The following is an 11,741-nucleotide window of genomic DNA, read 5'->3' on the forward strand; positions in this document are numbered from 1 at the left end:
GTCCATGTAGGCGTCGGCGATCGCCGTGACGAGGTTCGTGGCTCCGGGGCCGGAGGTCGCGATCGCCACGCCGATCTTGTTCGAGGCGGACGCGTAGCCTTCGGCTGCGTGACCTGCCCCCTGCTCGTGCCGCACCAGGATGTGGCGCAGCTCGGTGCTGTCCATCAGCGGATCGTAGACGGGCAGGATGGCGCCACCCGGCAGACCGAAGACGTCGGTGACGCCGAGCAGTTCAAGGGAACGGACGACCGCCTGGGCCCCCGTGAGCACGGGCGCGGACGCGGTGCGGGCGGGAGGCCGGGGAACGGCCGAGGCTGCTTCGGCGGGCATGATGGGGATCCTCGTCTGACGAGCGAATGGGTTGTCGGGGGCCTTCTCTAGCCGGTGACGGCGCCTTCTGCGGCGGAGTGCACGAGCTTGGAGTATTTGGCCAGAACGCCACGGGTATAGCGCGGGGGAAGCGGCTCCCAGCCAGAGCGGCGGGAGACAAGCTCAGCCTCATCGACGAGTAGGTCGAGAGTGCGAGCCGCGATATCGACCCGTATCAGATCACCATCGCGCACGAAGGCGATGGGACCTGCGTCCACCGCTTCGGGTGCTATGTGGCCGATGCACAGTCCGGTTGTGCCGCCTGAGAATCGACCGTCCGTCAAGAGTAGTACATCTTTGCCGAGGCCCGCGCCCTTGATGGCGGCAGTGATCGCGAGCATCTCGCGCATGCCCGGTCCGCCCTTCGGGCCTTCGTAGCGGATGACGATCACGTCGCCCGCCTCGATCTGACCGGCCTCGAGTGCGTCCATCGCGCCGCGCTCGCGCTCGAACACCCGCGCGGGGCCTTCGAAGACGTTGGCGTCGAAGCCGGCCGACTTCACCACGGCGCCTTCGGGCGCCATCGAGCCGTGCAGCACGGTGATGCCGCCGGTGGCGTGGATGGGGTTGTCGAAGGTGTGGATGACGGTGCCGTCGATCGGGTCGGGATTCAGGTCCGCGAGGTTCTCGGCGAGGGTCTTGCCCGTGACGGTGAGCGCGTCGCCGTGCAGCAGGCCCTCGTCGAGCATCGCCTTCATGATGACCGGGATGCCGCCGTGGCGATCGACGTCGTTCATGACGTACTTGCCGAAGGGCTTCATGTCCGCGACGTGCGGCACCTTGTCGCCGATGCGGTTGAAGTCGTGCAGGTTGAGTTCGACCTCGGCCTCGTTGGCGATGGCGAGGAGGTGCAGGACGACGTTGGTCGAGCCGCCGAGCGCCATCGCGAGGGCGATCGCGTTCTCGAACGCCTCCTTGGTGAGGATGTCGCGGGTCGTGATGCCCAGGCGCAGCAGGTTGACGACGGCCTCGCCGGAGCGGTGCGCGAAGTAGTCGCGGCGGCGGTCCGCCGACGGCGGTGCGGCCGAGCCGGGCAGGCTGAGACCGAGCGCCTCGGCGACGGAGGCCATCGTGTTGGCGGTGTACATGCCGCCGCACGCACCCTCGCCCGGGGCGATCGCGCATTCGATGCGCTTGAGGTCGGCTTCGCTCATCTTGCCCGCGAGGCACGCGCCCACGGCCTCGAACGAGTCGATGATCGTGACGTCCTTCTCGGTGCCGTCGCTGAGCTTCACCCAGCCCGGTGCGATCGAGCCGGCGTACAGGAACACGCTGGACAGATCGAGGCGGGCCGAAGCCATCAGCATGCCGGGGATCGACTTGTCACACCCCGCGAGCAGCACCGTGCCGTCCAGGCGCTCCGCCATCACGACGGTCTCGACCGAGTCGGCGATGACCTCGCGGCTCACGAGCGAGAAGTGCATGCCCTCGTGCCCCATCGAGATGCCGTCCGAGACCGAGATCGTGCCGAACTGCAGCGGGTAGCCGCCGCCGGCGTGCACGCCTTCTTTCGCACCCTGGGCGAGCCGGTCGAGGCTCAGGTTGCAGGGGGTGATCTCGTTCCAGCTCGAGGCGATGCCGATCTGCGGCTTGACCCAGTCCTCGTCGCCCATGCCGACCGCGCGGAGCATTCCGCGCGAGGTCGTGGCCTCGATGCCGTCAGTGACGACCCGGCTCCGTGGCTTGATGTCGATCACGTCATTGGAGGGGCGCTCAGAGTGCTGGGGCATCCCGAAAGTCTATTCCTGCGGCGCCGTCCGCATGGCCGCAAGGCGGCCGAGCAGCGCGGCCATCGCCGGGATGTCGGGGACGATCACCGATGCCGCCGTCGGCGCGGCGCCGACGTGCACGCCGAGGTCGTCCGGCCCGAGGCTGCGGAGGGCATCCTCGTCAGTGACGTCGTCGCCGGCGAACAGCGCGACGGTCGCTCCCGTCCGCTCCTTCAGTGCGGCGACCGCGGAATCCTTGCCCTCGTGACGAAAGGCGTACTCGATGATGTTGTGACCCGATCGCCTCCGCCAGTGCGGTGCCTCGGCGGCGATGAGGGCGTCGATCCTGGTGTTCGCCTCATCGGCGGTCGCGGCATCCGATCTGCGGGTGTGGACGCCGAAGCCGAACGTCTTGGGCTCGATCCACACCCCCTCGAGGTCGCTCGTCGCGGTCTCGGCGTGGGTGCGCAGCAGGTCGCGCAGCGCGCTCTCATCTGCGGCGTCCGCAGGCTCGATCAGGCCCTCGCCGGGCACCCAGAACTCCGCACCGTGGGACCCTGCCAGCAGCAGGTGGGAGTCGTCGTCATGTTCGGCGATGAGCCGCAGGTCGCTCATGCAGCGTCCCGAGACGAGTGCGACGACGGTGCGCGGTGCAGCCAGCAGTGCGTCGAGGGCCTCGCGCGCGGCGGGGATCATCCGCGCGTCCATCGGCTCGTCGGCGAACGGCGCCAGCGTCCCGTCGAAGTCGACGGCGACCAGGAGCGGATCGGATGCCGCGACACGGCGCAGCGCGGCATCGAGATCGGTCGGGCTGGTGGTCATGACTCTCCTCCGGCGTGCCTGGGTGTCGCGAGGGCGGACAGGAACGAGCGCGACCAGGCGTCGACGTCGTTCTCGACGACCTTGCGGCGCATCGCCCTCATGCGCCGGCCCTGCTCGCCGGGGGGCATGGTGACGGCGCGCATGATCGCGTCCTTGAGCCCCTCGATGTCGTGCGGGTTGATGCGCAGCGAGCTGCCCAGTTCGTCGGCAGCGCCGGCGAACTCGCTGAGCAGCAGCACTCCGCGGTTGTCGTTGCGGCTCGCGACGTACTCCTTGGCGACGAGGTTCATGCCGTCCCGGAGCGCGGTGACGAGCATGACGTCCGCGGCGAGGAAGAGGGCGACCATCTCCTCGCGCGGGTAGGCCTGATGCAGATAGCGGATGGCGGTATGGCCCATCGTGTCGAAGTCGCCGTTGATCCGCGAGACCATCAGCTCGATCTCGTCGCGCAGCTGCACATACGCCTCGACGTGTTCGCGGCTGGGACTCGCGACCTGCACGAGCGTGACATCCTCGACGTTCAAGTGTCCGTCGGCGATCAGCTCACCGTATGCCTTGAGTCGGTGCTGTATGCCCTTGGTGTAGTCGAGCCGGTCGACCCCGAGGAGGATCCGCTTCGGATTGCCGAGACTCTCCCGGATCTCCGCGGCGCGGGCCCGGATATCGGGGCGCGCGGCGAGCTCGGAGTACGACGCCGTGTCGATCGAGATGGGGAACGCCTTCGCGAGCGCGAGGCGCACCGACCCGTCTCCCTGGGGGACGCGGATGCCGGAGGCCTTTGTCTCGTAGCGCAATTGGCGCCGCACGGCTCGGGCGAAGTTGCTCGCGTCTGCGACCCGCTGGAAGCCGATCACGTCGGCGCCGAGGAGTCCCTCGAGCACCTGCCGGCGCCACGGCAGCTGCGAGAAGAGTCCGTATGCCGGGAACGGGATGTGGTGGAAGTAGCCGATGGTCAGGTCGGGACGTGCTTCGCGAAGCATGCGCGGGACGAGCTGCAGCTGGTAGTCCTGCACCCAGACGGTCGCGCCCTCGGCGGCGACCGCAGCGGCGTCGTTCGCGAATCGTCGGTTGACGCGGACGTATGCGTCCCACCAGACCCGGCGGTAGCGGGGGGCCGCGATCACATCGTGGTACAGCGGCCAGATCGTGTCGTTCGAGAAGCCCTCGTAGTAGAGCTCGACCTCTTCCGAGCTCAGCGACACGGGTACGAGCGTGGTGCCTTCGAACTCGAATGGCTCGAACTCCGTGTCGGGCACGCCGGGCCACCCGACCCAGGCGCCATCTGCACGCCGCATCACCGGTTCGAGCGCAGTGACCAGTCCGCCGGGCGAGCGGCGCCACGCATCCGGGCCCTCTCCGTCAGCGACATGGTCGACGGGCAGCCGGTTCGCGACGACGACGAGATCAGCCAGGGTCACGTATCAGCTCCAGTTCCGTGCACAGGCCCCCAGGCTAACAGCGGGTGTCCGTCTGTGCGGTGGGGCAGGTCCCGGGGTAGCGTGGGGCGCATGGGCAGGTATCTCTTCGGAACGGGCATCCTCGGCGTCATCACTGGTGCCCTCCCGCTCCTGCGGGCTCTGCGCGGTGACGCGCCGTTCACCTGGCGGGTGGCGCTCGCCTGGGTGGGCTGGGTCATCACGGCGGTGCTCGCGGTCGGCGCGGTCGTCGACCTCCGCAACGCCGAGACGGGCCACAAGGTGTCCCACGATTCGCCGTACGCGGGCCAGGAGCTCAAGCTCGTCGCGAAGCGGCAGAAGCGCATCGCGCGGCGCTGATCCGGACGCTCGACACCCGGCGGGTGTCAGATTGTTACGGGCGTGTTTCGCGACCCGGGTCGCTCGTCCTTAGGGTCGACGGGGCACCGCGATGAGGCGACGCGGGTGCGTGTCACCCGCCATGGCGGTCGTAAGTCCGCCGTCGCGGTGCTGAAACGATGCACCGAGACGCACCTGGAGACGCAATGCCCCGTAAGAGACTTCTGACCGCTGCCGCCCTCGCCCTGMCGCTGRCACTCGTCATGGCCGGCTGCGCCGGCTCCGGCGACGCCGCCTCCTCGGGTGAAGAGACCGGCCCCGTGCGTATCGGCGTCGTGAACTCGGGCGACCCCTATTGGGAGACCTTCACCGAGGCGGCCGCCGCCGAGGACATCGAGGTCGAGCTCGTGAACTTCACCGAGTACACGCAGCCCAACCCGGCCCTGTCGGCGGACGAGCTCGACCTCAACCAGTTCCAGCACGTCATCTACCTCGCGACCTACAACGTGGCCAGCGACGACGACCTGCAGCCGCTCGGCTCGACCGCGATCTACCCGCTCGGCCTGTACTCGACTCAGTTCGACTCGGTGGAGGACATCCCCGAGGGTTCGACCGTCGCGGTGCCCAACGACGAGAGCAACCAGGCCCGCGGCCTGCTCGTGCTGCAGTCGGCGGGGCTCATCGAGCTCGAGGACGGCGGCTCGATCTTCTCGACCGTCGCCGACATCGACGAGGCGAACTCGAAGGTCAAGGTCGAGGCGCTGGATGCCGCGTTCACGGCGACCTCGCTGCCCGATGTGGCCGCGGCGATCGTCAACAACGACTTCCTCGAGGACGCCGGCCTCACGGCTGACGACGCGATCGCCCAGGACGACCCGTCCGACCCGAACGCGGTGCCGTACATCAACATCTTCGCCGTCAAGGCCGAGGATGCCGACAACCCGACGTACCTGAAGCTCGTCGAGATCTTCCAGAACTCGCAGGAGATCCTGGATGGCGTTGTCGAGGCATCCGGCGGCACCGCCGTCATCGTGAAGACCCCGGTCGCTGACCTGGTGAAGTCCCTCACCGACGTGGAAGACGACATCCACGCCAAGAAGTAGTCCGCTGCGTGTGCGGCCCGTTCTCGCGAACGGGCCGCACACGCATGTTCTCGTTCAAGGAGCCGCCCATGACGCTCATCCGACTCACCGATGTCTCGAAGGCATACCCCGCGACGTCGAAGGATGCCGAGCCGGTGGTCGCGGTCGACAACGTCACGCTGGCGATCGAAGCGGGCCAGATCTGCGGAATCATCGGCTACTCCGGCGCAGGCAAGAGCACGGTGCTGCGCCTCGTGAACGCGCTCGAAACGCCCAGTTCCGGCTCTGTCGAGATCGATGGCCGCGACATCACGAAGCTCCGCGAGCGGGAACTCCGCGAACTGCGCAGGAACATCGGCATGATCTTCCAGCAGTTCAACCTCTTCGAATCGCGCACGGTCGCCGGCAACGTCGCGTACCCGCTCGAAGTCGCCGGACGTCCGCGCGCCGAGATCAAGACGCGGGTCGCAGAGCTGCTCGACTTCGTCGGCCTCGGCGGCAAGGCCAAGAGCTATCCCGAACAGCTGTCGGGCGGGCAGAAGCAGCGCGTCGGCATCGCCCGGGCTCTGGCCACCAGCCCGCGGATCCTCCTGGCCGACGAGGCCACCAGCGCGCTGGACCCAGACACCACGCAGGAGGTCCTCGAACTGCTGCGGCGGGTCAACCGGGAGCTGGGCATCACGATCCTCGTCATCACGCACGAGATGGATGTGATCCGGACCCTCGCGGACCGCGTCGTGGTGATGGAGAACGGCCGCATCATCGAGAGCGGTGGGGTGTTCGACGTGCTCTCGGCGCCGCGCAGCGCCGCGACGAAGCGGTTCGTGGCGAGCATCATCGACGACGTGCCGGTCGGCGACCAGCTGYAGACCCTCAGGGCGCGGCATCCGGGTCGCATCGTCACCTTCACGATCCGCGAAGGCGACGTCACGCAGGCCGACGTGTTCGAGGCGCTGGCCGCCGAGGGAGTGCGGTTCCAGCTGATCCACGGTGGGATCAACGACATCCGCGGCCGCGTGTTCGGTCACCTCACTCTGTCACTCGACGGAGAGGCGGACGCCGTGCAGCGCGCCATCGAACGGGCCTCGACCTTCGCCCCGCTGATCGAGGAGGACACCCGTGGATAGGCTCATCGACCTGCTGCCGGAACTGTGGGCGGCAACCTTCGAGACGCTCTACGTCGTCTCGCTCGCCCTCGTGTTCGGCGGCACCGCCGGACTCCTGCTCGGCATCGCCCTCTACGCCACGCGGGCCAGCAGTCTCTTCCCGCAGCCCGTGGTGTTCGGAGTGCTGAACGTCGTCGTCAACTTCTTCCGGCCGATCCCGTTCGTGATCCTCCTGGCCGCGGTCCAGCCGCTCGCCCGCAGCCTCGGCATCCCGGGTATCGGGCCGGAGTTCGGCATCTTCGCGATCACGCTCGCGTCGATGTTCGCGATCAGCCGCATCGTCGAGCAGAACCTGCTCACTGTGCGCCCCGGCATCATCGAAGCGGCGCGCGCCGCGGGAGCGAGCCGTTCGCGGATCCTCCTCCGGCTCGTCCCCCGCGAAGCGCTCGGCCCGCTCATCCTCGGGTACACGTTCATCGTGGTGGCGCTCGTAGACATGACGGCGATCGCGGGCGCGGTCGCCGCGGGCGGCCTCGGTGAATTCGCGATCGTGTACGGGTTCAAGCAGTTCAACCCCGCCGTGACGTGGTCGGCCGTGCTGATCATCATCGTGATCGTGCAGGGCGTACAGCTCCTCGGAAACACGCTCGCACGCAAGGTGCTCCGCCGCTGAGACGAGACATCTCAGCCGAGCCCGATCCGTCTCAGCGCGTGAGGATCAGCGCTTCGCCCTGACCGCCACCGCCGCACAGGGCGACAGCGGCCGTGCCACTGCCGCGCCGGACGAGCTCGTGCACGGCGTGCACGACGAGCCGGTTGCCGGAGGCGCCGATCGGGTGGCCGATCGCGATGCCGCCGCCGTGGATGTTGACGATGTCATCGCCGAGGCCGAGTTCGCGCTGCGAGCGGGCGACGACCGCACCGAACGCCTCGTTGATCTCGACCAGGTCGAGGTCGGCGGCGGTGATGCCCTGCTTCTGACACGCACGTTCGATCGCGCGCGCCGGCTGAGCCTGCAGCGAGTTGTCGGGGCCGGCCGTCTGGCCGCTCGCGCCGACCACCGCGAGCACATCCCAGCCGTTCTCGGCGGCGTGGGCGCGCGTGGTCAGCACGACCGCGGATGCCCCGTCGGAGATCTGCGACGAGTTGCCGGCGGTGATCGTGCCGCCTTCCGCGAATGCCGGACGCAGCCCGCCGAGACTGTCGACGGTGGTGTCCGGTCGGATGCCCTCGTCGTGGTTGACGACGACCGGCGCGCCCTTGCGCTGCGGAATCTCCACCGGCACGATCTCAGCGTCGAAGACGCCCTCATCCCAGGCCTTGGCGGCGCGCTGGTGCGAGCGCGCGGCGACACCGTCCTGGTCTTCGCGGGTCAGTTCGAACCGGGCGTTGTGGCGTTCCGTGGAGGCGCCCATGCTCTCGCGGTCGTAGGCGTCGGTGAGTCCGTCGTACGCCATGTGGTCGAGCACCTCGACGGATCCGTACGTCCAGCCGTCCCTCGAGCCCACGAGCAGGTGCGGGGCGCGGGTCATCGACTCCATGCCCGCCGCGACCACGACACGGGCATCGCCCGCGTCGATCATGCGGGCCGCGTCGATGATCGCGGTGAGCCCGGACAGGCACACCTTGTTGACCGACGAAGCCGGCACGTCCCAGCCGATTCCGGCTCCGATCGAGGCCTGCCTGGCAGGGTTCTGGCCCGCACCCGCGGGCAGAACCTGTCCGACGATCACGGCATCCACCGCTCCCGCCGGAATACCGCCCCGCTCGAGCGCTCCGCGGATCGCGGCGCTGCCGAGCTGCACCGCGGTGAGCGGTGCGAGCTGCCCCTTGAGTCGCCCCTGCGGAGTGCGCGCAGCGGCGACGATGACGACGTCGTCGTGGTTCATGCTTCCACCTTAAGTTCGACGGAGCGGAGGTGCTCCGACAGGATGAGCTCCGGTTCGGTCGCGGCGACGACCTCGTCGACCGTGACCCCCGGTGCGGTCTCGATGAGGACGAGCCCCTCGGGCGTGACATCGATGACCGCGAGGTCGGTGATGATCCGGTCGACCACGCCCTTGCCGGTGAGCGGGAGCGAGCACTCCTGGACGATCTTCGCGGTGCCGTCCCTGGCGACGTGCTCCATGAGCACGATGACCTTGCCTGCCCCGTGCACGAGGTCCATGGCGCCGCCCGGTCCCTTGACCATCTTTCCCGGGATCATCCAGTTCGCGATGTCGCCGGCGGCCGACACCTGCATCGCCCCGAGGATGGCGGCGTCGATCTTTCCGCCGCGGATCATCCCGAAGCTCGTGGACGAATCGAAGAACGCGGCGCCGGGGAGCACGGTGACCGTCTCCTTGCCCGCGTTGATCAGGTCGGGGTCGACGTTCTCCTCGGCGGGGTAAGGCCCGACGCCGAGAATGCCGTTCTCGGACTGCAGGATCACCGTGATGCCCGGCGGCAGATTGCTGGGGACGAGCGTCGGGATGCCGATGCCGAGGTTGACGTACGAGCCGTCGGCGAGCTCGGCCGCAGCGCGGGCGGCCATTTCGTGGCGGGTGAGGGCCATGTCAGTTCTCTCCTTCTGGTCCCTGAGCCTGTCGAAGCGCGATCGTGCGACGCTCGATGCGCTTTTCGATGTCGGTGCCGACCTCGATGATCCGGTGCACGTAGATGCCCGGCAGGTGGATCGCATCCGGGTCGAGATCCCCCGGCTCGACGAGCTCCTCCACCTGCGCGATGCAAACCCGCCCGGCCATCGCCGCGAGCGGGTTGAAGTTGCGCGCGGACTTGTTGAACACGAGGTTGCCGTAACGGTCGCCTTTGGCGGCGTGCACGAGCGAGAAGTCGGTCTGGATCGCCTCCTCGAGCACGAACTCCTTCGGTCCGTTCGGCCCATCGAACGTGCGCACCTCCTTGACCGGCGAGGCAACGGCGACGCCGCCGTTGCCGTCGTAGACGCGCGGAAGGCCGCCCTCGGCCACCTGGGTGCCCACGCCGGTCTGCGTGAAGAAGGCGGCGATGCCGGAGCCGCCCGCCCGCAGCTTCTCGGCGAGGGTCCCCTGCGGCGTCAGCTCGAGTTCGAGCTCGCCGGAGAGGAACTGCCGTTCGAACTCCTTGTTCTCGCCGACGTACGAGGAGGTCATCTTGCGGATCCGCTTCGCGTTCAAGAGAACCCCGAGGCCCCAGTCGTCGACCCCGCAGTTGTTGCTGACGATGCTGAGGTCGCGCGTGCCCTGCGCGAGCAGCGCCTCGATCAGGGCGATGGGGTTGCCGGAGAGGCCGAACCCTCCGACGGCGAGCGACGCTCCGTCGCCGATGTCGGCGACCGCCTCGGCAGCCGACGCGTAGGTCTTGTCGATCACGTGCACTCCTTCGTTCACGCTGGCGGCGTGTTTCGCCTCAACACTGCGCTCCCCCGTGCGCGATGTCACGCCACTGATTGCGATGTGGAGCCGACCCGTCGTAGTGTCCATATCGTGGACACCTCGCAGCGTTCTATCCCTGGCACGCAGTCGGTCGCCCGTGCAGCCAGCCTGCTCCGCCTGGTCACGGCGGCCGGCGATGACGGCCTCGCGGTGGCCGAACTCGCCCGCCGTGCCGACCTCACCAGGCCCACCGCGCATCGCCTCCTGAGCGCCCTCCGTCACGAGGGGCTCGTCGATCAGGACGAGCGGACGGGACGATGGATGCCGGGGCCCGAGCTGTACCTGATGGGCACGGTTGCGGCATCCCGCTACGACATCACCTCGATCGCCCGCGACATCGTCCGGTCGCTTGCCGTGCGGACCGAGGAGAGCGCGTTCCTGTCGGTGCGGCGCGGAGACGAGACCGTCTGTCTGCTGCGGGAAGAGGGCAGCTTCCCGATCCGGTCGTTCGTCCTGTCCGAAGGGGTGCGCTTTCCGCTCGGCGTCGCCTCGGCCGGGCTCGCCATCCTCGCGTTCCTGCCACCCCACGATGTGGACGCCTATCTCGAGCGCCACCCGGAACTCCCGCAGCGCTGGGGCGCGGCCCACGGCGAGCCGCGGCTGCGCGCACGCCTCAAGGAGACGCAGGCGCGCGGTTACGCCGTGAACCCGGGACTGATCGTCGAGGGCAGCTACGGCATCGGGGCGGCGGCGTTCACGCGTGAGGGCCACCCGCAGTGGGCGCTCAGCCTGACCGGGGTGCAGTTCCGGTTCGGGCCGGACCGGCTGCCGGAGCTCGGGCGCACGCTCCTCGCCCACGCGCACCAGCTCACCACCCGGATCGCCGCCTCCGGCCGCTGATCGGCAGGCTCACCGCGCGGTCCAGCCGCCGTCCATCGCATAGGACGAGCCGGTGACCATCCCGGCGGCATCCGAAACCAGCCAGCCCGCGAGCGAGGCGACCTCTTCGGGCTCGACGAGCCGCTTGATCCCGGTCTCCGTCAGCATGACCTTCTCGACGACCTCGCTTTCGGGAATGCCGTGCACCCTTGCCTGATCGGCGATCTGCTGCTCGACGAGCGGGGTGCGCACATACGAGGGGCTGATGCAGTTGCTCGTCACCCCGTGTGGCGCACCTTCGAGGGCCGTCACCTTCGAAAGCCCTTCGAGCCCGTGCTTCGCGGTCACATACGCGGACTTGAACGCGCTCGCGCGCAGTCCATGCACGCTCGATATGTTGACGATGCGTCCCCAGCCTTTCGCGTACATCGCAGGCAGCACCGCGCGGATCAGCAGGAACGGCGACTCAACCATGAGTCGCTGGATGAGCCGGAACGCGTCGGGGTCGAAATCGACGATCGGGCTCACCCGCTGGATGCCCGCGTTGTTCACGAGGATGTCGATGTCGAGCGACAGATCGTCCAGTGCCGCGGTGTCGGCCAGGTCGATCACCCACGATTCACCGGAGACAGCGGATGCCGCCTCCGCCGCGGCATCCGCGTTCAGG

The 11,741-nt window shown here is 68.6% G+C and carries 13 protein-coding genes; 5 read left to right on the forward strand and 8 right to left on the reverse strand.

What is annotated here, in order from left to right:
• The 4 genes from AC1DVT_RS12960 to AC1DVT_RS12975 all read right to left on the reverse strand — a co-directional run.
• Positions 1-330, reverse strand: a 330-nt coding sequence (locus AC1DVT_RS12960) for a thiamine pyrophosphate-binding protein (protein WP_477389472.1), incomplete at its 3' end; no start/stop codon positions are given.
• Positions 331-377: 47 nt separating this feature from the next.
• Positions 378-2,099 carry a dihydroxy-acid dehydratase gene (ilvD, locus tag AC1DVT_RS12965; protein WP_457098783.1) on the reverse strand — a complete coding sequence of 574 codons (1,722 nt, stop codon included), beginning with the start codon at positions 2,097-2,099 and terminating at the stop codon, positions 378-380.
• A gap of 9 nt (positions 2,100-2,108) precedes the next feature.
• On the reverse strand, positions 2,109-2,900 hold the full coding sequence (gene otsB, locus AC1DVT_RS12970) for a trehalose-phosphatase (RefSeq protein WP_477389474.1): 792 nt from the start codon (positions 2,898-2,900) through the stop codon (positions 2,109-2,111).
• Positions 2,897-4,318: an alpha,alpha-trehalose-phosphate synthase (UDP-forming) gene (locus AC1DVT_RS12975; protein WP_477389476.1), complete on the reverse strand. Its 1,422-nt coding sequence runs from the start codon at positions 4,316-4,318 to the stop codon at positions 2,897-2,899. The genes otsB and AC1DVT_RS12975 overlap by 4 nt, the downstream gene beginning before the upstream one ends.
• 90 nt (positions 4,319-4,408) lie before the next feature.
• On the opposite strand from AC1DVT_RS12975, the gene AC1DVT_RS12980 reads away from it, so the two are divergent.
• The 4 genes from AC1DVT_RS12980 (at position 4,409) to AC1DVT_RS12995 (ending at position 7,515) form a co-directional block, all read left to right on the forward strand.
• The gene (locus tag AC1DVT_RS12980; RefSeq protein ID WP_477389478.1) at positions 4,409-4,675 is read left to right on the forward strand and encodes a hypothetical protein; all 267 of its coding nucleotides are present in this window, start codon (positions 4,409-4,411) and stop codon (positions 4,673-4,675) included.
• Positions 4,676-4,860: 185 nt separating this feature from the next.
• Positions 4,861-5,757 carry a MetQ/NlpA family ABC transporter substrate-binding protein gene (locus tag AC1DVT_RS12985; RefSeq protein WP_477389480.1) on the forward strand — a complete coding sequence of 299 codons (897 nt, stop codon included), beginning with the start codon at positions 4,861-4,863 and terminating at the stop codon, positions 5,755-5,757.
• 68 nt (positions 5,758-5,825) lie between these two features.
• Positions 5,826-6,863 (forward strand): methionine ABC transporter ATP-binding protein, encoded by a 1,038-nt coding sequence (locus tag AC1DVT_RS12990; RefSeq protein WP_477389482.1) that lies wholly within the window; start codon positions 5,826-5,828, stop codon positions 6,861-6,863.
• Positions 6,856-7,515 carry a methionine ABC transporter permease gene (locus AC1DVT_RS12995; RefSeq protein WP_457098789.1) on the forward strand — a complete coding sequence of 220 codons (660 nt, stop codon included), beginning with the start codon at positions 6,856-6,858 and terminating at the stop codon, positions 7,513-7,515. The genes AC1DVT_RS12990 and AC1DVT_RS12995 overlap by 8 nt, the downstream gene beginning before the upstream one ends.
• A 31-nt stretch (positions 7,516-7,546) precedes the next feature.
• On the opposite strand, the gene AC1DVT_RS13000 is transcribed toward AC1DVT_RS12995, so the two are convergent.
• From AC1DVT_RS13000 to AC1DVT_RS13010, 3 genes are read right to left on the reverse strand one after another with little or no spacing between them, the layout of a single operon-like run.
• The gene (locus tag AC1DVT_RS13000) at positions 7,547-8,731 is read right to left on the reverse strand and encodes an acetyl-CoA C-acetyltransferase (protein ID WP_477389484.1); all 1,185 of its coding nucleotides are present in this window, start codon (positions 8,729-8,731) and stop codon (positions 7,547-7,549) included.
• Positions 8,728-9,396 (reverse strand): 3-oxoacid CoA-transferase subunit B, encoded by a 669-nt coding sequence (locus AC1DVT_RS13005; protein ID WP_477389486.1) that lies wholly within the window; start codon positions 9,394-9,396, stop codon positions 8,728-8,730. The genes AC1DVT_RS13000 and AC1DVT_RS13005 overlap by 4 nt, the downstream gene beginning before the upstream one ends.
• Position 9,397: 1 nt before the next feature.
• Positions 9,398-10,192 carry a CoA transferase subunit A gene (locus AC1DVT_RS13010; RefSeq protein ID WP_477389487.1) on the reverse strand — a complete coding sequence of 265 codons (795 nt, stop codon included), beginning with the start codon at positions 10,190-10,192 and terminating at the stop codon, positions 9,398-9,400.
• 114 nt (positions 10,193-10,306) lie between these two features.
• On the opposite strand from AC1DVT_RS13010, the gene AC1DVT_RS13015 reads away from it, so the two are divergent.
• Positions 10,307-11,095 carry an IclR family transcriptional regulator gene (locus AC1DVT_RS13015; protein WP_477389488.1) on the forward strand — a complete coding sequence of 263 codons (789 nt, stop codon included), beginning with the start codon at positions 10,307-10,309 and terminating at the stop codon, positions 11,093-11,095.
• A gap of 9 nt (positions 11,096-11,104) precedes the next feature.
• Here AC1DVT_RS13015 and AC1DVT_RS13020 read toward each other — a convergent pair.
• Positions 11,105-11,741 (reverse strand): SDR family oxidoreductase (locus tag AC1DVT_RS13020; RefSeq protein WP_477389489.1); only part of this gene is annotated, 637 nt, incomplete at its 5' end.

This window comes from Microbacterium sp. P2_F9, assembly GCF_056403635.1.